General features: G+C 57.7%; 20 protein-coding genes. 9 read left to right on the top strand and 11 right to left on the bottom strand.

The features are described from left to right. Positions 1 to 29 precede the first annotated feature (29 nt). Positions 30 to 833: a hydroxyethylthiazole kinase gene (gene thiM, locus ON16_RS03730; protein WP_040659488.1), complete on the bottom strand. Its 804-nt coding sequence runs from the start codon at positions 831 to 833 to the stop codon at positions 30 to 32. Positions 834 to 837: 4 nt separating this feature from the next. Next, the gene (gene thiW / locus ON16_RS03725) at positions 838 to 1,359 is read right to left on the bottom strand and encodes an energy coupling factor transporter S component ThiW (RefSeq protein WP_040659485.1); all 522 of its coding nucleotides are present in this window, start codon (positions 1,357 to 1,359) and stop codon (positions 838 to 840) included. A 627-nt stretch (positions 1,360 to 1,986) separates the two neighbouring features. On the opposite strand from thiW, the gene thiE reads away from it, so the two are divergent. The 3 genes from thiE (at position 1,987) to cytX (ending at position 4,817) form a co-directional block, all read left to right on the top strand. After that, positions 1,987 to 2,625: a thiamine phosphate synthase gene (gene thiE / locus ON16_RS03720; RefSeq protein WP_040659483.1), complete on the top strand. Its 639-nt coding sequence runs from the start codon at positions 1,987 to 1,989 to the stop codon at positions 2,623 to 2,625. 207 nt (positions 2,626 to 2,832) lie between these two features. Next, complete coding sequence (gene thiD, locus ON16_RS03715) at positions 2,833 to 3,642, top strand: bifunctional hydroxymethylpyrimidine kinase/phosphomethylpyrimidine kinase (protein ID WP_040659481.1); 810 nt, start codon at positions 2,833 to 2,835, stop codon at positions 3,640 to 3,642. Beyond that, on the top strand, positions 3,639 to 4,817 hold the full coding sequence (gene cytX, locus ON16_RS03710) for a putative hydroxymethylpyrimidine transporter CytX (RefSeq protein WP_040659479.1): 1,179 nt from the start codon (positions 3,639 to 3,641) through the stop codon (positions 4,815 to 4,817). Before thiD ends, cytX begins: the two co-directional genes overlap by 4 nt. A 63-nt stretch (positions 4,818 to 4,880) precedes the next feature. On the opposite strand, the gene ON16_RS03705 is transcribed toward cytX, so the two are convergent. Beyond that, positions 4,881 to 5,213 carry a DUF3870 domain-containing protein gene (locus ON16_RS03705; RefSeq protein ID WP_040659477.1) on the bottom strand — a complete coding sequence of 111 codons (333 nt, stop codon included), beginning with the start codon at positions 5,211 to 5,213 and terminating at the stop codon, positions 4,881 to 4,883. A 284-nt stretch (positions 5,214 to 5,497) separates the two neighbouring features. Between ON16_RS03705 and ON16_RS03700 the strand changes: the two genes are divergently transcribed. Then, positions 5,498 to 6,391 (top strand): DUF4392 domain-containing protein, encoded by an 894-nt coding sequence (locus ON16_RS03700; RefSeq protein ID WP_040659475.1) that lies wholly within the window; start codon positions 5,498 to 5,500, stop codon positions 6,389 to 6,391. 214 nt (positions 6,392 to 6,605) lie between these two features. Here ON16_RS03700 and ON16_RS03695 read toward each other — a convergent pair whose 3' ends face one another. Both ON16_RS03695 and ON16_RS03690 read right to left on the bottom strand, forming a co-directional pair. Continuing rightward, positions 6,606 to 7,571, bottom strand: coding sequence for a metal ABC transporter substrate-binding protein (locus ON16_RS03695; protein ID WP_040659474.1), 966 nt, complete (start codon positions 7,569 to 7,571; stop codon positions 6,606 to 6,608). A 166-nt stretch (positions 7,572 to 7,737) separates the two neighbouring features. Next, positions 7,738 to 8,331, bottom strand: coding sequence for a LysE family transporter (locus tag ON16_RS03690; protein ID WP_040659473.1), 594 nt, complete (start codon positions 8,329 to 8,331; stop codon positions 7,738 to 7,740). Positions 8,332 to 8,497: 166 nt separating this feature from the next. Between ON16_RS03690 and ON16_RS03685 the strand changes: the two genes are divergently transcribed. Then, the gene (locus ON16_RS03685; protein WP_040659472.1) at positions 8,498 to 9,415 is read left to right on the top strand and encodes a LysR family transcriptional regulator; all 918 of its coding nucleotides are present in this window, start codon (positions 8,498 to 8,500) and stop codon (positions 9,413 to 9,415) included. Positions 9,416 to 9,511: 96 nt separating this feature from the next. Continuing rightward, positions 9,512 to 10,222: an MgtC/SapB family protein gene (locus tag ON16_RS03680; RefSeq protein ID WP_040659471.1), complete on the top strand. Its 711-nt coding sequence runs from the start codon at positions 9,512 to 9,514 to the stop codon at positions 10,220 to 10,222. A gap of 62 nt (positions 10,223 to 10,284) precedes the next feature. Here the strand turns inward: ON16_RS03680 and ON16_RS03675 are convergent, their stop codons facing one another. After that, positions 10,285 to 11,442: an FtsW/RodA/SpoVE family cell cycle protein gene (locus ON16_RS03675; RefSeq protein ID WP_040659469.1), complete on the bottom strand. Its 1,158-nt coding sequence runs from the start codon at positions 11,440 to 11,442 to the stop codon at positions 10,285 to 10,287. 318 nt (positions 11,443 to 11,760) lie between these two features. On the opposite strand from ON16_RS03675, the gene tsaE reads away from it, so the two are divergent. The 3 genes from tsaE to upp are packed head-to-tail and all read left to right on the top strand — an operon-like array spanning position 11,761 to position 13,525. Next, positions 11,761 to 12,189, top strand: coding sequence for a tRNA (adenosine(37)-N6)-threonylcarbamoyltransferase complex ATPase subunit type 1 TsaE (gene tsaE / locus ON16_RS03670; RefSeq protein WP_040659467.1), 429 nt, complete (start codon positions 11,761 to 11,763; stop codon positions 12,187 to 12,189). Further along, the gene (tsaB, locus tag ON16_RS03665; protein ID WP_040659464.1) at positions 12,186 to 12,896 is read left to right on the top strand and encodes a tRNA (adenosine(37)-N6)-threonylcarbamoyltransferase complex dimerization subunit type 1 TsaB; all 711 of its coding nucleotides are present in this window, start codon (positions 12,186 to 12,188) and stop codon (positions 12,894 to 12,896) included. The genes tsaE and tsaB overlap by 4 nt, the downstream gene beginning before the upstream one ends. Further along, entirely contained in the window at positions 12,893 to 13,525 is a 633-nt protein-coding gene (upp, locus tag ON16_RS03660; RefSeq protein ID WP_040659462.1) for a uracil phosphoribosyltransferase, read from the top strand. The genes tsaB and upp overlap by 4 nt, the downstream gene beginning before the upstream one ends. A gap of 101 nt (positions 13,526 to 13,626) precedes the next feature. Here upp and ON16_RS03655 read toward each other — a convergent pair whose 3' ends face one another. The 5 genes from ON16_RS03655 to ON16_RS03635 form a co-directional block, all read right to left on the bottom strand. After that, entirely contained in the window at positions 13,627 to 14,868 is a 1,242-nt protein-coding gene (locus ON16_RS03655; protein WP_051131505.1) for an AI-2E family transporter, read from the bottom strand. 89 nt (positions 14,869 to 14,957) lie between these two features. After that, positions 14,958 to 16,313 (bottom strand): MATE family efflux transporter, encoded by a 1,356-nt coding sequence (locus ON16_RS03650; protein ID WP_040659460.1) that lies wholly within the window; start codon positions 16,311 to 16,313, stop codon positions 14,958 to 14,960. A 150-nt stretch (positions 16,314 to 16,463) separates the two neighbouring features. Further along, the gene (locus ON16_RS03645; protein ID WP_051131504.1) at positions 16,464 to 16,946 is read right to left on the bottom strand and encodes a gamma carbonic anhydrase family protein; all 483 of its coding nucleotides are present in this window, start codon (positions 16,944 to 16,946) and stop codon (positions 16,464 to 16,466) included. Between the two features lie 17 nt (positions 16,947 to 16,963). Continuing rightward, on the bottom strand, positions 16,964 to 18,196 hold the full coding sequence (locus ON16_RS03640) for an aminopeptidase (RefSeq protein ID WP_081579576.1): 1,233 nt from the start codon (positions 18,194 to 18,196) through the stop codon (positions 16,964 to 16,966). A 245-nt stretch (positions 18,197 to 18,441) separates the two neighbouring features. Next, the gene (locus ON16_RS03635) at positions 18,442 to 19,314 is read right to left on the bottom strand and encodes a YihY/virulence factor BrkB family protein (protein ID WP_040659456.1); all 873 of its coding nucleotides are present in this window, start codon (positions 19,312 to 19,314) and stop codon (positions 18,442 to 18,444) included. Positions 19,315 to 19,461 lie beyond the last annotated feature (147 nt).

Here is a 19,461-nt window from a genome sequence, read left to right as displayed (position 1 = left end):
CTCTCAGATGCGGGCCGAGTCTAGCGGCATTAAAGCGCCTCCACCCGGGCCAGCTGGGCAAATTTCAACGGTTCCAGCGTGGACGCGGCATCCATCAAGGCGGAGTGAAACGCCCCCGCTCCCTGTCCGGGCACCAGCAGTTTCTCCGCTTCCGCCCCGCAGACCTTCCAAAAGGCGGAGGCCAGAGCCGCCGCCGTAAAGATGTCCGGCTCTACGGCGGCAAACGCCCCGCAGAGGACGGAGAGCATACATCCCGTTCCGGTGACCCGAGCCATCCAATCGCTGCCGCCTAAAACGCGGCAGGCCCGCGTTCCGTCGGTAACAACATCCTCCGGGCCGGAGAGCAGCACGGCGGAGCCGTACCTTTTGGCCAAAGCTCGTGCGCAGTCAAGTCGGGCCTCCAGAGACGCGCGGGCGGTAGAGTCCACCCCCCGCTCCTCCCCGCCACGGCGCAGCAGGGCCTGCGCCTCTCCCAGATTCACGCGAAACAAGCTGGGCGTAAAGCGTTCCAGCAACCCATCCGTCTCTCGCAGCCGCCATGCCGACGCGCCCACTCCCACCGGGTCCAGCACCACCGGCTGATTTTTCACGGCCGCCTCGCCGCACAGGCGGCAAACCTCGAACTTCTCTCTGTCAGGCGTTCCGGTATTCAGCACGGTGGCGGCACTGATGAACGCAATTGCCGCCATTTCCTCCCGGGCCTGCGCCATCATGGGCGAGGCCCCCGCCGCCAGCAGCACGTTGGCGCAGTCGTTGGCGGAAACCAGATTCGAGATACAATGGACTAGGGGCCGAGCCTCTCGCAGCTCATTCAGGCGGTCAAACGGCAGCATAAAATCAACTCTCCAGCGTGGCGCGCATCGTGTTGATCGCGCCGGATTTTTGCAGGGCGAAGACCAACAGCCCCGCCAGAATGGACCCGGCGACGGTGGAGATCAAAAACGGAATGATATAAGCATAAAACGCCACGGCAGCAGCATCCACACCCATGAACATTGTTGCGATGGGATAGGCGCACAGCCCGCCCAGCACGCCGGTGCCCAGCACCTCGCCCGCCAGCGTGGCGGGCAGATTCTTGGTCTTCCAGAACACCACGCCGCACACCAACGCACCGATCATGCTGCCGGGGAAAGCCATCAGGCTGCCCATAGCCATCAGGTTGCGCAGAAGGCTCGCCACAAACGCCACGGCCACGCCGTACCACGGGCCCAAAAACACCGCGCAGATCACATTGACCATGTGCTGTACCGGGGCGCATTTGCTCCCCAGCACGGGGAAGGAAAGCAGACTGCCCGCCACGGCCACGGCGCACAGCACACCCGCCAGCGCCAGCTTCTTGACTGTACCTTTTTGTTTCATCGGAAAGGGCTCCTTTTCAAAATGGCAGGGAGAAACACACAGCTTCCCCTTGCGAGGATGAGGCGGCAGACATTTGTCCCCCGCCCTTCGGTCGAGGCTCACTGGCCTCCTCTCACGCCGGAACACGGCTTCCCATCGCTGCGTATTTTCTTGTCTCCGGCACAAGGCGCGGGCGCTCCCCCGTTCCCTGCTCCCGGCCCGGCCGGGCACCGTGTCCGCCATCTCCTCCCCTTAGCTTGCAAAACAAAAAACGGGGGCGTGCGCACGCCTCCGTTACTTCCCTCTCGCTCCCTACGTTGGCATTACCCAAATCAGGTTCATGGGTCGAAGCGCGCGCTTCCTCTCAGCCTTTCGGCTCCCCTGTTTTTGCGCTATGATACCATTCCCGGTGAAATTTGTCAAGAGGCGCTGAAAGTGGTTGCATTTTGAAACGCAGGGGCGTATAATAAATTGACAAACAAAAAGGGGAGTCCGCTGTTTCGCGGGCTGAGAGGGAGTCGAAAGGCTCCGACCCATGAACCTGATTTGGATCATGCCAACGTAGGGAAATACCGCGTGCTTTGCCGCAGAGATTCCACATTGGAATGTCTGCGGATTTTTTATCGAAATTTTAAAGGAGCGTTCATCATGAAATTAAAACGGGATATTTTTCGGCTGTACGCCGTCACCGACCGCGCTTGGCTCAACGGCGGATCTCTGAAGGAACAGGTGACGGATGCCATCGCCGGCGGCGCGGGTATTGTGCAGCTGCGCGAAAAGGTGTTGGACGACGCGGGGTTTTTGGCTGAGGCCCAGTGGCTTGTTCCCCTGTGCCGGAAGCTGGGCGCCATCAGCATTATCAACGACAATGTAGAAATTGCGCTGGCCTCCGACGCAGACGGCGTTCATGTCGGGCAGGAGGACATGGCCGCAGTGAATGCACGGGCCGCTCTCGGTTCCGCAAAAATTGTGGGTGTCTCTGTCCATAACGTGGACGAGGCGCTGGCCGCGCAGGCCGCAGGCGCGAATTATCTGGGCGTTGGGGCCGCTTTTGCCTCTCATACAAAAAGCGAGGCCAAGCCCCTCTCCAAGGAAACCATCCGGGCCGTTACTGAGGCGGTGCATATTCCTGTGGTGGCCATCGGCGGCATTACGGAAGACAATATATCGGAGCTTTCCGGCTGCGGACTGGACGGCGTGGCGGTTGTCTCCGCCCTTTTTGCCCAGCCCGACATAAAGGCTGCGGCAGCGCGGATGCTGGCTCTTTCAAAGAAGATTGCTCGCTAATCGGTCGCGTCTTTTTGTCACTCTCGTTCTTCATCCTGTCCCGTGCAAAGCCTTTGCTTTGCACGGATACGGAGAAAATTTCCTGTACGGCGCAGTTTTCCGCGAAGCGGGAAACGAAGCGGTAAGGGGAATTTTCGACGGCGCATTGGGGGCACCACCTTGCGCCGTCTCATAAAATCAATGGCTGTCATTTGGAAAGGAGAAATTATGAAAACAGCATTGACAATCGCTGGAAGCGATTCCAGCGGAGGCGCCGGTATCCAAGCGGACCTGAAGACCATGACGGTGAATGGCGTATACGCCATGAGCGCCGTCACAGCCCTAACCGCTCAAAACACTACCGGCGTCAAAGACATTTTGGAAGTCCCGCCCGCCTTTTTGAAGACGCAGCTGGACTGCATCTTCTCGGACATCCCCCCCGACGCGGTGAAAACCGGCATGGTTTCCTCCGCGGAGCTGATTGCCGCTATCTCGGAAAAGCTGAGGCAATACGGCGCGAAGAATGTGGTGGTAGACCCCGTGATGGTTGCCACCTCCGGCTCGCGTCTGCTGCGGGAGGATGCTGTGGACGCACTGAAAGATCAGTTGTTGCCGCTGGCCACAGTCATCACTCCCAACATTCCGGAGGCGGAGCTTTTGAGCGGTCTTTCCATCACCTCTCCGGCGGAGATGGAGTCGGCGGCGGCGGCCATCGGTCAGCAGTACGGCTGCGCCGTGCTTTTGAAGGGCGGCCATCGGGTCAACGACGCCAACGACCTTCTCTGGCAAAAAAGCGGAAGCCGCTGGTTCCAAGGCCACCGCATCGACAATCCCAACACCCACGGCACCGGCTGCACCCTCTCCAGCGCCATCGCGGCGAATCTCGCCAAGGGCTTTTCCCTGGAATCCAGCGTGGAGCGGGCCAAATCCTACCTCTCTGGGGCGCTGGGAGCCATGCTGAATCTGGGCCACGGCGCGGGACCTATGGACCACGCCTTTGACATCAAAGCGGAATATAGAACGGAGGCGGCGGAATGAAAAAAACCTCTGTTTTTCAAAACGGCCTTATCTGGTTCGGTGCAGGCGTTTCCATTGCTGAAATTCTGACCGGCACTTACTTCGCCCCTCTGGGCTTTGGCAAGGGTCTGGCGGCCATTTTTCTAGGCCACCTGATCGGCTGCACACTTTTGTATCTGGCGGGCCTGATCGGCGGCAGAACCGGCCTTTCCGCCATGGAAACCGTGAAACTGAGCTTTGGTCAAAAGGGCGGGCTGCTGTTCGCGTTTTTAAACGTGCTCCAGCTGGTGGGCTGGACCGCCATTATGATCTATGACGGGGCTATTTCCGCCGGAGGCATCGGCGGCAGCGCAAAGCTCTGGGCCGTGGTGATCGGCGGGCTGATCGTGGTATGGATACTGATCGGCCTGACAAACTTGGGCTGGGTCAACAAAATTGCCATGGCGGCACTGCTGATTCTAACCATTCTATTGTGCGGCGTGATTTTCGGCGGAAACGCCTCTGCCGCCGCAATGGATGATTCCCTGACCTTCGGCGCGGCGGTGGAGCTGGCGGTGGCTATGCCGCTTTCCTGGCTGCCTCTTATCAGTGACTATACCCGGGAAGCGGCAAAGCCCAAGACGGCAACGCTGGCCTCCGCCGTAGTATACGGCGTTGTTTCCTGCTGGATGTATACCATCGGTATGGGCGCAGCCATCTTTACCGGCGGCAGCGACATCGCCCAAATCATGCTGCAAGCGGGGCTGGGCGTGGCGGCGCTGGTAATTCTGGTGCTTTCCACCGTTACCACCACCTTTCTGGACGCTTGGAGCGCGGGCATCTCCGCCGAATCCCTCAGTAAAAAGTTTTCCGGAAAATGGATCGCGGTGGCAGTCGCCGTGGTAGGCACAGTGGGTGCTATTTTGTTCCCCATGGACGATATCACCAATTTCCTCTATCTGATCGGTTCCGTGTTCGCACCCATGATCGCCATCCAGATTGCCGACGTGTTTCTGCTCCACCGCAACAGCGGGAAGCGAAATGCAGATGTGCGGAATCTGGTAATTTGGGTTCTCGGTTTTGCGGCCTATCGCGTTTTGATGGGGGTAGACACCCCGGTGGGCTGCACCCTTCCGGACATGGTTCTCACCATGCTTTTGTGCGTGGCAGCAGAAAAAATGCTTCCGGCAAAAAACAGAGAGAAGACCGCGGCGTAACGGTTTTCTTAAAAGTAATGAACAGGAGCGCGGACATAAGTCCGCGCTCCTCTCCTGCTCAGATCAAATACTCTCCCCGTCCAGCGCCGCCCGATAGCGGTTTGCCGCATCTTTTAAACAGGCGATCAGCGGCTTTTGCGTGAGGGCAAAATAGCGGGTGCGGATGGACGCTTCCAGTGCGGGCAGATCCGCCGGCAGGCACTTTCCCACCAGCATGTCCCGGACAAATTCCGCCGTCACGTCCAGAATCGTGTTGCAGGTCATGTCCAAAATCCGCCCGGTGTCCCGCTCCATCACAAGGCTGATGTAAAATTCGCCATGGGTTTGATAAATGGCGTCCGCCCGGCTGGGCTTCGCCTGTCCCACCACTAAAATCGCGTTTTCCGGATACTTCACGGCGCGTCTCCTCTCTCTGCCATTCCATACTTTTTTACCGCCATCGTACCATAAAAGTCACTAAAAATCCAGTTGGAAATTTGCCGTTTCGCCGCCTTGACGAAGGGCTGCATGGTTGTTATACTGAATATAAATCAAAGTGTGTTACTTTGGTTATTCATTCGTTTTTGCCCGCACGGATCGCCTCTCCGGCATTTCCGCCCGCGGTCAAGATCCACGAATTTTGTGTTACACAAAATCAGTGGGTCTTTTTTTGTGGAAAAGGGCCCAAAAGGAGGCCCTTTATGGAGTTTTATTCTCAACTGCACGCCCTTTTATGTCATGACGCCACAGGCCGCGGACTGGCGCAGGCCGCGCCCGCGCCGGATTTTGGCGCGCTGACGAGCTCACTGCTCTCAGCCAAGCGGGCGGTGATCCTCACCGGGTTTCCCGTGAACTGCGGCGGCGTTTTTCGCGGCGAAACCGACGGTCCGGGAGGCGCGGCGAATCTGGCCCGCGCCCTTATGGCGGTTGACTGCCGCGTCACGTTGCTGACAGACGCTGTCTCCCTGCCCATGGTGCGGGCTGCCGCAAGCTGTCTGGCTCCCGGTACGAAAGTGGTCTGTCTCCCCCCGGAGGGAACGAAATTGTTTGCGGAATCTCTTCTGGAGCGGCTGCGCCCCACCCACTTTTTCACCATTGAGCGCCCCGGTAAGGGCACGGACGGACATTTCCACAACATGCACGGCGTCGTGATTGATTCCATGGTGACGGACACGGACTTTCTGCTGCCGCTGGCCCGCCGACTCGGTGCGGTCACCGTCGCCATTGGCGACGGTGGCAACGAGCTGGGAATGGGGGCACTCAGTTCTCTCATCAAAGCCCACGTGACCCACGGAGCGGCCCTTGCCGCTGTGGAAGCCGCGGACTTCACGCTGGTTTCCGGGGTGTCCAACTGGTGGGGCTGGGGCGTGGAAGCCCTGTTATCCGCCGCCACGGGCCAGCGTCTTCTGCCCTCTCCGGCAGAGGAATTTCAGCTGCTCTCCGCCGTGGTCGCGGCTGGCGGAGTGGACGGCTGCACCCGCGAATCCGCCCTCAGCGTTGACGCGCAGTCATTGTCTGAGCATCAGCGTCTGCTGTGCCGCATTGGAGATGCATTGAATGAATCCCTGCTCCTTGATGATGACAGAGCCGTCTGAATCTCCATAGTTTCAAAACGCGCCAACCACTCCCCGAAAGAACACCCGCCGTCTTTGAATCGAGACAGTGCGGTATTCCTGAACGAACGCAAATTAGATGATAAAAACAAGAGGACTGCACAGGAAAATTCCTGTGCAGTCCTTCTTCTCAGTCTATTTTCGCGACCGCTTCACCGTTGGAATCCACAGCCGTCCTGTTCCCGCACCAGCACGCTTACTTCATGGTGGCTTTCAAAGTCTCCAGATTCCCCTCCATCAGGGTTAGATACGTCGCGCCCGCATCCATATCCGCCTTGGACACATTGTGGCAGCTGTGGAACAGTGCGGTCTGCGCTCCGGCAGACTCCGCGATGCTGTCCGCCACCAGATGGTTGGAGAACTCGATGTAGTACACCGTCCCCAGACCCTCTTCTTTTACCTTCTGCGTCAAAAACGCAATGGTGGCGGCGGAAGGCTCCGTCTGAGTGCTGCACCCCGGAAATGCTGCGTAGCAGTCCAGTCCGTACTCGTCCGCAAAATAGCGCAGAGGGAACCGATCCCCAAACACCATCGTCTTATTGGTGACAGTTTCAAAAAAGTCGTTGAACTTTTCGTCAAGCTCCAGAATCTTTCCCGCATAATCCGCAGCGTTGGCTTGATAAGCCTCTGCATGGTCCGGGTCCAACTCCGCCATACGCTCACCGATAGCAGTGGTAATGGCGGCTGCGTTTACCGGAGAGGTCCAGACATGCTCATCATACTCTAAAACCTCTCCCGCGCCATGTTCATGCTCCTCCTCAGCGGTCATTCCCTCCGTTTCAGCCTCTTCCTTCAATTCCACACAGTCCATCATTTTCATTTTCTGCACGCCGCCGTCAATGGAATCCAGCAGTGTCTCTACCCATGCGTCGGACTCTCCGCCCAGATATAAAAACAGGTCGCTGTCCCCCACCGTCAAAATGTCCTGCGGGGTAGGCTCATAGCTGTGACTCTCCGCACCGGGGGGCAGCAACAGCGTCACCTCCGCCAAATCGCCGCAGACAGCCCGGGCAAAATCATAGGCGGGGAAAACGGTAGCCGTCACCTGCAATTCTTCCTTCGGCTCGGCGGAGGCAGCGGGCGCAGACGCCGTGCCTCCGCAGCCAGACAGCAGCGCCGCAGCGGACAGTGCCGCCAGTAACCGTATCAAGTGCTTCTTCAAAACAGATCTCCCTTTCAATTTGAGAATTATTTTCATATTGGTCAGTATAGCACACAGCGCGAAAAATTGCAAGAAAAAAGATTGCTTTGCCTGAAACGCAGAAAAAGGCTCCCCGCGCTTTTAAACAAGCACAGGGAGCCGCGGCGCAGTTCATGTAATCTGTCCGTTATTTTCCCAGCTCCATCAGCATGGACGCCGCACAGGCCACCAGCAGCAATGCCATAATTGCGTTTAGAATTCTGCCGTATTGCTTGAAAAAGTGTTCCACGGCGGCTCCAAACAGCAGCCAGCAGCAGGTTCCGGAAAAACCGATCAGCGACAGTAGCACCACATATCCCGCCACGGCGGCAAAGCTGTGGTAATTCGGCAGGACAAAGGAGGACATGACCGTGATCCCGTACAGGATCACCTTCACGTTCACAAATTGCAGCAGCAGCCCGGCCATCAAGCTGTTGGACCGAGCCGCGCCCCGCTTCTCCTCATGAGGTTTGTCCCGCCACACAGTCCACGCCAGCCACAGAATATACGCCGCACCCACCCACAGCATCACTGGCTGGACTGCGGGAATAAAGTCGTACAGCAGCGCGCAAAACGCCGCGCAGCAGGACATGACTGCCAAAAATCCGATTAGAATCCCCAGATTAAAGGGAAACGCCTTTTTCAAGCCATACTTCCCTGCATTGGTCATGGACATGATGTTGTTTGGGCCCGGCGTATAGGCAGAGAGAAACACATAGGAGTAAAATGCCGCAAAATTCATAAAAAATCCCCCTGATGATTGGAGCATGACCGCAAATCGGAACTTTTGCGCTGCCTGTTGCAATCGTCTTTCTTTGGGGATATCATAGCATAAACAGTTTATGCAATCAAATCAAATGATTTAAATTGATCCTGCAATATTTTTGAAATATCAGAGAGGAGCCGGAATGGACCTCAAATACTTGAACACCTTCCGCACCATTGTGGAAGAGGGCAGCTTTTCCCGGGCGGCGAATAAGCTGAATTACACCCAGTCTACCATCACCTTTCAGGTCGGGCAGCTGGAGCAAGAGCTTGGCGCGGCACTGTTTGAAAAAATCGGACGGCGGATGATCCTGACGAAGGCCGGAGAGCAGTTGATCCCCTATGTAAAAGAGGTGATGGCGTCCGTGGAGCGGATGCGCTGCTTTGGGGACGGGCTTTCGGAATATCGGGGCGACTTGCGCATCGGCGTTGGCGAGACGCTGCTGTGCTATCGTCTGCCGCCTATTTTGAAGGAGCTGCACCGGCGTGCGCCGGAGGCGCGGCTGTTTCTCCATTCCATGAGCTGCTGCGACATCCGGGACGGGCTTTTGGATGGTACGCTGGATCTGGGCGTCTTCTATCAGGAGGTTGGCGGCTTTGGGTCCAATCTTGTCGCCCATCCCTTCGACCGCTGTCCCATTGCGCTGGTGGCGTCTGCGGAGACTCGGCGGAATCATCCCGACTTTCAAACGCCGGATCAGAGAATTCCCGTCCCGCTCGTCATCAACGAGCCGACCTGCATCTTCCGCCAGATGTTTGAGCAATATCTGCGGGAACGCTCGATTCGGCTGGATCACACCATTGAGCTGTGGAGCATCCCCACCATTAAAAATCTGGTGAAAAATGATGTGGGCGTCACCATTCTTCCCCGATTCACCATTGAGGACGAACTGGCACGGGGCGAGCTGGTGGAAATCGAAACGGAAATTGCCTCCCCCGTCATCACCGCAGTTTGCGGGCGGCATAAAAACAAGTGGGTCAGTCCGCTGATGCAGCTGTTTATCGACCTGACCGCGCGGGAGCCGGTCGTGCCGTTCCCGGTCGAATCACAAGTTGTTTGACACCTTTGCCGGACTCGGCAGCGGTCTGCCGTTTCACTTGGATTTTTCCAGTTCCCGGCATATTCTTATAAGATAGACAATCGGAGGTGCTTTTTCATGTCCACTACTTTACTGACATTTTTAGACCCCCTGCGGGAGCTGACGCTGGCCTCCATCGTGTTCCGCTTCACCCTGTCCGTGATCTGCGGCGCGATGATCGGCTTTGAGCGGGGGAAAAAACGGCACGCTGCGGGACTTCGGACCCATGTGGTGGTGTGCATCGGCGCCACCGCCGTGATGCTGGTGAACCAATATCTGACGCTCTACTTCAATCCCAACGCCGACCCCGCCCGTCTGGGCGCTCAGGTCATCAGCGGCATCGGTTTTCTGGGGGCGGGTACGATTGTCATCACGGGCCACCAACGGGGACAGCAGGTCAAGGGACTGACCACTGCGGCGGGCCTGTGGGCCTCCGCCTGCATGGGCCTTGCCATCGGCATCGGATTCTACGAGGCCGCCGTCATCATGTGCCTGTTCCTGTTTGGCGTGATCGTGTTTTTGAACAATCTGGACCAGCGGTATCTAAAGGCATCCACCGTTTTGCGGATTTATGTGGAACACACGGTGGAGCTTCCCTTCTCCGCAATCTTGCAGACCATCCGTGCGGAGGGCTGGCATGTGACCCATACCGAATACCTCGGGCAGGAAGGCCGCGACGGCGCGGGGTCCATTCTGGATCTCCAGCGCACCGGTCGGGAGAGCGATGCAGAGCTTCTTCTGGAAGCTCTGCGCAAGGTCCCCGGAATGTTGTTTGTGGAGGATGTATGACCAAAAAAGCTCCGTACCCTGACCGTGTCAGGGTACGGAGCTTTGTCATTTCTATGATTTTGCTATCGTTTCCACTTCGTCAGTCCCCGCTTCTTCACGCCCGAGACGATTCCCATGGCGGCATACAGCGTAACGATGGACGAGCCTCCATAGCTGAAAAAGGGCAGCGTCAAACCGATGACCGGCATGACAAACAGACACATGCCGATGTTCTCCACCGTCTGGAAAATCAGCATTCCCGCCATCCCGACGCACACCAGCCTGGCATAGTCCGACGAAGCCTGCCTCGCCACCCAAAGACAGCGCAGGATGATGGCCGTAAGCAGCAGAATAACCAGCAGGCATCCGAAAAAGCCCAGTTCCTCGCCGATCATGGCAAAAATAAAATCCGTGTGCCGCTCCGGCAGAGATCCGCGGCCCGCTTGGGTTTGGGTTCCGTTAAACAGGCCCTGCCCAAACCAGCCGCCGCTGCCCAGCGCAAGAAGTCCCCGCGTCTGCTGCCAGCCAACGCCCTGCGGGTCGAAGCTGTGGTCAAACAGCACATGAAACCGGTCCGACATATGGGACGGGAGCTTATTCATGAAGTACAGCGCCAAAACGCCCGCCGTCATCCCCGCGCCGCCCAGCAGAAACCACCGCCACGCAATGCCCGCAACCAGCGCGACGCACACAAAAATAAACACATAGACCAACGCGCTGCCCATGTCGCTGGACACCACGTAGATCAGCCCCACCATAAACAGCAGATGCGCGGCAGGCATTGCAACGCTTCCAAGGCTTTTCAGCTCCCGCCGCTGTTCCTTGATCCATTCAAACTGCTTGGACAGCAGGATGATAAACGTGATCTTTACCACTTCCGCCGGTTGGATCGAAAAGGGGATGTGCGGGATTTCCAGCCAAGCCCGGTTTCCGTTCCGGGTGACGCCCAGAGGCGTGCGCAGCAGAAGAATGAAAACGACGCTGACCGCCAGAATAATTCTCCAATGCTTCACCAGCAGCTCCACATCTACCATAGACAAAAAGATGTAGGCCACAAGGCCGATCAGCATCGCCGCGCCCTGAACGCCCACATAGCGGATCATACTGCCGCTTCCCAGATAGTTGGTGGCGCTGGCAATCAGCACCATGCCAAACAGTGTGGACCCGCAGCAAAGGCCCAGAAGAACCAGATCGGCCTGCTGGACAAAATCGGAAAGAGTATCGCGAAGACGGTTGAACATGGCAACTCCTATTGTTGATTCACCAAAATCCAGAACGGATTTCAGTTACCGGCTTTACCGGTTTGTGCGCGAAGCGCGCTTTATCTTGCTGTATCCGTTATTTGCACAACTGCGTTGTGCACCGCGCTTTGCGCGGCCGCTTTAACAGCCCAAGGATTTCAAAGCTGGGTGACTCTATCAGAAAATCAGAGATTTTACGCTGATTTAGTATACCACAGGCGAGGCGGCGTGTAAACCGATGAAATTTGTTTTTACATGTGAGAGAAACTGTGCTATACTATTTCAGGCAATTTTTTGTGAAAGGAAGGGTGCGCGGGCATGAAATATCTGTCCCACAGCGAAAAAGAGACGGAATTCATTGGCGAAACGCTTGGAAAGCAGCTGATTCCGGGCACTGTGCTGGCCTATCGAGGCGATCTTGGCATGGGGAAGACGGCGTTTACCCGCGGTCTTGCCCGCGGCTTGGGCTGCACAGGCCGGGTCACCAGCCCCACTTTTACGATTGTCAATGAATACGAGGGAAAAATTCCCCTGTTCCACTTCGACATGTACCGCCTGCCGGATTCGGACGCGCTGTTCGACATCGGCTGGGAAGACTATCTGTCCCGGGGCGGCGTGTGCGCCGTGGAGTGGAGCGAACGGGTGGGCGACGCCCTGCCGCAGGACACAATATGGGTGGAAATCACCCGCTGTCCGGAAAGCGACAATTGGAGAAGCATCACAGTGGAAGGAGTGGCGGAAACTTGAAGATTTTAGCACTGGAAACCTCGGCGAAAGCTTGTTCCGCCGCAGTGACGGAGGACAAGCAGATTTTGGCCTCCTGCTATCAGAACACCGGACTGACCCACAGCCGGACACTGATGCCCATGGTGGAATCCATGCTGAAAAACGCAGACTTGCGCATGGAGGAGCTGGGTGCGGTGGCGGTTGCCGTGGGGCCGGGATCTTTCACCGGTATCCGCATCGGCGTGGCCGCCGCGAAGGGACTGGCATTTGCCGCGGGACTTCCCGCCGCCGCCGTCTCCACGCTGGAGGCTATGGCGCTGGGTCTTGCCCACATGGACGGACTGATCGTCTGCGCCATGGACGCCAGACGCTCGCAGGTATACAACGCTCTATTTGAGGCAAAGGACGGAATCCTCACCCGCCTGACGGAAGACCGGGCCATCGGCCTTTCTGAATTGGCTGAGGAGCTGCGAAACAATCCCCGGCCCAAGATTGCCGTGGGTGACGGCGGCACGCTGTGCCAAGCGGCGCTGACGCAAGCCGGCGTTTCCTGCGCGCTGGCTCCCCAGCGGCTGCTGCATCAAAATGCCGTAGGTGTTGCTCTGGCCGCCGAAGAGCTTGCGGCCGCCGGAAAGCTGACCACCGCGCAGGCACTCTCCCCCGTTTATCTGCGCCCCGCACAAGCGGAGCGCTTGCAAGACCGAAAAAAAAAGGAGAACGGAACATGAACGACAACATCCACATCCTGAGCCATCCCCTGCTTCAGCACAAGCTGACCATTCTGCGCAGCAAGGACACCAGCACCAAGGACTTCCGGGAGCTTGTCTCGGAAATTGCTATGCTGATGACTTATGAAGCCACCCGCGACCTGCCGTTGGAGGACGTGGAGGTTGAAACTCCCGTGGCTCCCGGCGTCTTCAAGACCATTGCCGGCAAAAAGCTGGCCATCGTTCCCATTTTGCGAGCAGGCCTTGGCATGGTGGACGGGGTTTTGAAAATGATTCCCGCCGCGCGGGTGGGCCATATCGGCCTGTTCCGTGATCCGGATACGCTGGAGCCTGTGAAATACTACTGCAAGATGCCCGCCGATATCGCGGAGCGGGATGTGATCATCGTCGACCCCATGCTGGCCACCGGCGGTTCCGCCTCCGCCGCCATCAGCTTTATGAAGGAATATGGCTGCAAGCACATCAAGCTTATGGACGTGCTGGCTGCGCCGGAGGGCATCGCCCGCATTGAGAAGGACCATCCGGACGTGGAGGTCTATATCGCGGCGCTGGACGACCATCTGAATGAACACGGCTATATCATCCCCGGTCTTGGCGACGCGGGCGACCGCATCTTCGGTACCAAATAACTTTTTCGCATTTTACGAAACAAGCAAAGGATGGGCCTCTCTCGGAGAGGCCCATCCTTTTTTGACTTGATACCGGTGTGAAAACCCATTCGTCCATTTTCTCAAGTGCGGGGGGGCTTCCCACCTCCGCCGGTATGCGGATGCTTTTCCGCCGCCTTATGGGGCAGAGGTTTGCTGGGCCGCAATTTTGCCGGGGAAATCTTTTTCCCCGAAAGGCGGTCTTTCACATACTGCCGGAATAGGGCGTACAGCACCGAGCAGAGGGGAATAAACAGCAGCATCCCGATGATGCCCATGAGCTTTCCGCCCACCGTGACCGCCGCCAGCACCCAGATAGAAGGCAGTCCCACGGAGGACCCCACCACATGGGGATAGATCAGGTTTCCCTCCACCTGCTGCAGGACGAGGAACAAAACGATAAACAACAGTGCCTGAATCGGATTCACCAGCAAAATCAGCAGCGCCCCAACGCCGCAGCCGATGAACGCCCCCACGATGGGAATCAGGGCCGTCAGCGCAATCAGAACACCCACCAGCAACGCATAGGGCATCCGGAAAATCGCCATGGATACGGCGAACATGGTACCCAGAATCACGGCCTCCAGACACTGCCCAGAGAGGAAACTGGAAAACGTCCGGTTAGAGAGGGCCGCGATCTCCAGCACCCGGTCCGCCACCCGTTCCGGCAGCAGGGCATACAGGCATTGGCGGACCTGACCTCCCAGCTTCTCCTTTTGCAGCAGAAGGTAGATCGCAAAAACCAGCCCGATGACAAATGTGCTCACGCCGCTGACCACGCTGCCAACAATGCTCACACCGCTGAGAACGCCGCCCACACCGGAATTCACCAAAGTCTTGCCAAGGCTTTGGAGCATCTCCAGCGCCTTGTTGGACAAACTTGTCCAGTCCACCTCCAGACTTGCCAGCGCCATTTGCAGTTCAGGCAGTCTCGCCTCCAGCTCCGCCAACCTTTCCGGGAGCTGGGTGAAAAAGCTCTGCGCCTGCTCGGCCACAGACGATGCAGCCTCCCCCAGATTGGGGACGACCACCAGGCCCGCCAGAGCCAGCACGCCCGCCACCAGAGCCAGCGTCAACATAAAGGCCACGGGGCGGCGGAGCTTTGCCAATCGTTTTCCGCCGCTTCCCAAATGCCGCTCCACGGCCCGCATGGGCACGTTTAAAATAAATGCGATGGCACAGCCCAGCAAAAACGGGGATGCCAGACTCAACAGCGCCTGCAGCGTCTTGCCGATGGGGGACAGATTTTGCAGACACCAGTACCCGGCCAGCACAGCAAAGGCCGCCAGCGCCACAGTCCGCACAGTCTTTTTGTTAAATTCCATAACGTCTCCTTTTAGGGAAATTCCACAGGCCGCGGGGCCGGAAAACAAAGGCTGTTAAAAAATTTGCCGGCGAGTGCAGCAACTCCCCGTCAAGAGACGGGCGCGTCGATCAGCCGCTTTTTGCACCAGTCCCCGTGGCGGAAGCGGAAGACAAACAGCACCGCCCGGAAGCACTCATCGCAGGCCATGGCAACCCAAATGCCAACCAATCCAAAATCCGCCACGTCACCCAGCAGCCAGCCGCCCAGTACCGCGACCAGCCACATGGAAAAAAAGCCCACGATTACGGGATACCACACATCGCCTGCGGCGGTCAGGCTGCGGACCATGACGATGTTCACCGCCCGGCCAATCTCCAAGAAGAACTCCACGAGAAGAATCTGCTTTCCCAGCGCGTGGATAGCCGGGTCCGGGGTAAAGATGGAGTACAGCGGGTCCGCGAACAGGAAGATCAGCAGCGTCAGCAGTTCCCCCACAAACAGCGCGATTCGGGTGGTGGACCAGACCCGGGGGTCCACCTCGTCCCGCCGCTCCGCGCCCAGCAGATAGCCGATCAAAATCTGGGTTGCCTGCGCAATGGCAATTGTGTACACATAGGCCACGTTGGCAAAAATGCTGGCGTAGACCTTGGTGGCAATCACGGTGGTACCCATTAGGTTGATAAAGCGCAGAATGAAGATTTGAGACACATTGTAAGAAAGGGACTCCACGCCCGCGGGCGTGGACACAGAGAGAAGTTTTTTGACCATATCCGCCGGGAAGGGCCGCAGAAGGCTACACTTCAGGCGGATTCCGCATCTTTTATGGAACACCCACATCACCAGACACAGCCCCAGAATCTTGCTCAAATCCGTGGAGATGGCCGCGCCCAGCACGCCAAGGCGCGGCGCGCCGAACAGTCCGTTGATGAGAACGGCGTTGCCGCAGATGTTTACCACGTTCATCACTACGGCGGAAAGCATTACCTCCCGCAGGAGGGAAAAGCTCCGCAGCGCGGCGCAGAACACAAAATAAAACCCCTGAATGATCACCGCACCACCCACCACGCGGGTATAGAGAACGGCCTCGTAAAACGCCTCTTCCGGGGTTCGCAAAAGCGAGAACAGCGCGCCGGGCCAGCACAGCAGGAATACTCCCGCCGCAAGGCTGAACGCCCCCACGATCACAAAGCTGGCGGCGCAGACCCGCCCGCATTGGTTCTCTTCTTTCGCGCCGATGTACTGGGTCATCAAAATCGTGGTGGCGGCGCTCATGGCGTCCAGCACAATGATGACCACCGTCATAACCTGATTGCCGTTTCCCGCCGCCGCCACGGAGGATTGGGCCACGTGACTCAGCATGATCTGATCCACATTGCCCACCAGCAGCTGCAACAACAGCTCCACAAAGATGGGCAGGGACATTTTAAACGCACGGAGCGTCTGGGGGGAAAGGCGCTTTTTCATGAAAACCTCCTGCTTGCCGGGAGCCGCCGCATCCGCGGCGGCATTTTTCCCGCTGAAAAGGAAGTATACCGAACTTTTCCGCCCATTGCAAGGGAAAATAAGCTGAAAGCAAACGTTTTCCCCGCTGACTTTCCGTCGTTTCGCTGCGTCTCAGTTCCGGCGGTAGTTTTCCGCCGCCGCCAGATACAACCGGGCCTCCGCCCGGTTGCTCTCGATCTCATCCGCCGTCAGGGACCGGACCACCTTGGCGGGACTGCCTAGAATCATGGACCCGTCCGGCGCGTCCAGCTTTCCGGTGACCAGCGCCCCGGCGCCCACAAGGCAGTCGTTCCCGATCCGCGCCCCGTTCAAAACCACAGCGCCCATGCCGATCAGGGTGTTGTCCCCCACGGTGCAGCCATGAAGGATGGCCCCATGGCCCACGGTACAGCCCCGGCCAACGACGGTTCCCTCGTGGAGCAGGCAGTGATCCTGAATGTTGGTGTTCTCTCCCACCTCGATGCGGCCCCAGTCGCCCCGGAGCACGGCGTAATACCAGACATTAACGCCCTTCCCGAGCGTCACGTCTCCGGTCACAACCCCTCCCTCGACGATCAAGACGTTTTCGTCGCTTTCTCTCTTTTGATACGGCATTGGTCTTCCGTCCTCCCTTAAATGGCAAAGTTTCCGTTGACAAACACGGGAATTTCTTTCCCGTCGTGGGTCGTCCCCATGATGGAGAGGTCTTTGGTTCCCACCATAAAGTCAACATGGGTGATGGAATCGTTCAGCCCCCGCAGCTTCAGCTCGTCGCGGCTCATCTGCTGGCCGCCTTTCAGGCAGGGATAAGCCTCGCCGAAGGCGATGTGGCAGGCGGCGTTTTCGTCAAAAAGGGTATTGTAGTAGAGAATCTTCTGATTGGAAATGGGGCTGTCATAGGGAACCAATGCCACCTCGCCAAAGTAAGACGCGCCCTCGTCCACGGAGATAGCGGCCTTCAGCGTCTCCTCGCCCTTCTCCGCATGCGCCTCCACTATTTTGCCGTCCTTGACGACAAAATGGAACTTGTCGATGATATTGCCGTCATTGACCAGCGGTACGGAGGAATACACCACGCCGTTGACCCCGGTTTTCAGCGGAGAGGTGAACAGCTCCTCCGTGGGAATGTTGGCGATATATTCCTGCCCCTTCAAGGTCACATCGTCGCCAGCTTCCCAGATATGATCCTCCGGCAGCTCCACCCTCAAATCCGTACCGAGGGAATTCGTGTAATGGAGAGACTTGAAATTCAGCGCGTTCAGCTTTTCCCTCCGCTGGGCCAGCGTCGATAGATGCTGCTTCCATTTTTCAACAGCCTTGCCGTCTCCGCTGATGCGGACGGCGGCAAAAATTGCATCCCACAGCTGATTCATCGCCTCGTCTTCCGAAATGCCGGGGAACACCCGCTTTGCCCACGAGGGGATGGGGATGGAGGCGATGCACCACGGGAATCCGCCGCACATCTGAAGACGGTCAAACTCCCGCAGGCCCTTGCCGCTGGCCTGCTGCGCGCGGACGAGCCGCTTGGAATCCACGCCCTTCAGGTTTTCCGGGTCGCTGGCGGAAATCGCCAGATACGCCGCGCCCTCCTGCGCGTAATCATTAAAAAAGTGCCGCCGCCAGAGGGGAACGCTGTCGAATACGTCCTCCGCCGCACAGAGATATTTCATGCGGTTCAGCGCGTCATCGTTCCAGTTCATCACCACTTCGCGGCAGCCCGCCTCATAGCCCTCAGCGGCGCACATCCGGGCAAACCACGCGCACTCCACCGGGGCGGAGATCACCAGAGTCTGCCCCTTTTGCACATTCAGCCCCACCTGAACCAGCAGGGCGGCATATTCCTTTAACTTTTCCTCATGATCCATGTTCATCCATCCTTTCTGATGTACAGTATGCCAAATCCTGTTTATTTTATCGCAGGCGCAAAGCGTTGTTGCGATAAATGGTATCAATCTTTTAGCTGCTTTGCGGCTATTTTATCGCAGGCGCAAAGCGTTGTTGCAATAAATGGGAGTAATCGCCAAAGCAACCGATTTGTGGCTATTTTATCGCATTTCGGAAGGAATGTAAAGGAGGGGGCCCAAAGGGACTCCCTCCTCTTTATTTCTCACTATTCCTCGCTCAGGCCGTCCTTTTCCTCCCTACGCAGGGAGATCAGCGTCCCGTTCAGCTCCGCCCCCATAATGAGCGTTGCCGCGCTCATATACAGCCACACCAGCAGGGCCATTGCCGTGCCGATGGAGCCGTACAGCAGGGAGTAGTTTGCAATATTCTCCATGTAGATGGCATAAATCCACGACAGAACCAGCCACGCCGCCAATGAAGCCAGAACACCCGGAAGCAGATTCCGCCAAGGCTGGCGGGAATCCTGTGTGATGGCATACAGAGCCAGCAGTGCAAAGCACGCCACCACCGCCGCCAGCGGGAAACGCAGCGTGGCCCACAGCTCCGCCACGAACTGGGGCAGGTGAAAATGCTCCACCGCGTATTGAAGAACCGTGTTGCTGACGCTCATCAGCGTCAGAGTCAGCACCAGCGTCAACAGCAGCAGAACCGTATAGGCCAGCGTCCGGATCAGGTGCACCACCGCATGCCGCGGCGGGCCAAGGTGATAAGCCGTGCGCACGGAGCGCATCAGCGTGTTGGCCGCCCGCATGGGAAAGTAAATGGAGAACACCAAGCCGAACATCAAAAGGCGCACGTTGGAATTTGCCTCCACATGGACGAGATACACCCCAATAAAATCCACTGCCACCTTGGGCAAAATCTCTCCCAAGTCCGCCAGCGTTACGGCCACATTCAGATGCAGCAGACCCAGCAGAGCACTGACAAAAATCAGCATGGGGAAGATGGCAAACAGCAGGAAAAAGGCCAGCGCCGCGCTCTGTATGGTCACATTGTGCCGCATATACCGCCGCGCCATCAGGCAGATGCCTCTCCAAAACTTGTTTTTCGGCAGTGGCCGCATAGTGGAGTTGTTCATCGCGTCATCCTCCCTCCCTCATTTTTATACAGTATTTACCGGCGGCGTAAAAATATGACTGTTGGGGCCGCCGGCCCGTGAGCCTTGTTATTTTATCACGGTTCCGGCCCGCCGTCCACTCCTCCTGATTTTTTATCCGGGGCAGAC

Source organism: Oscillibacter ruminantium GH1, assembly GCF_000307265.1.
Lineage (GTDB): Bacteria > Bacillota > Clostridia > Oscillospirales > Oscillospiraceae > Oscillibacter > Oscillibacter ruminantium.
Note: the sequence above shows the minus strand (reverse complement) of the source record. Positions and strands in the feature narration are given on the sequence as shown.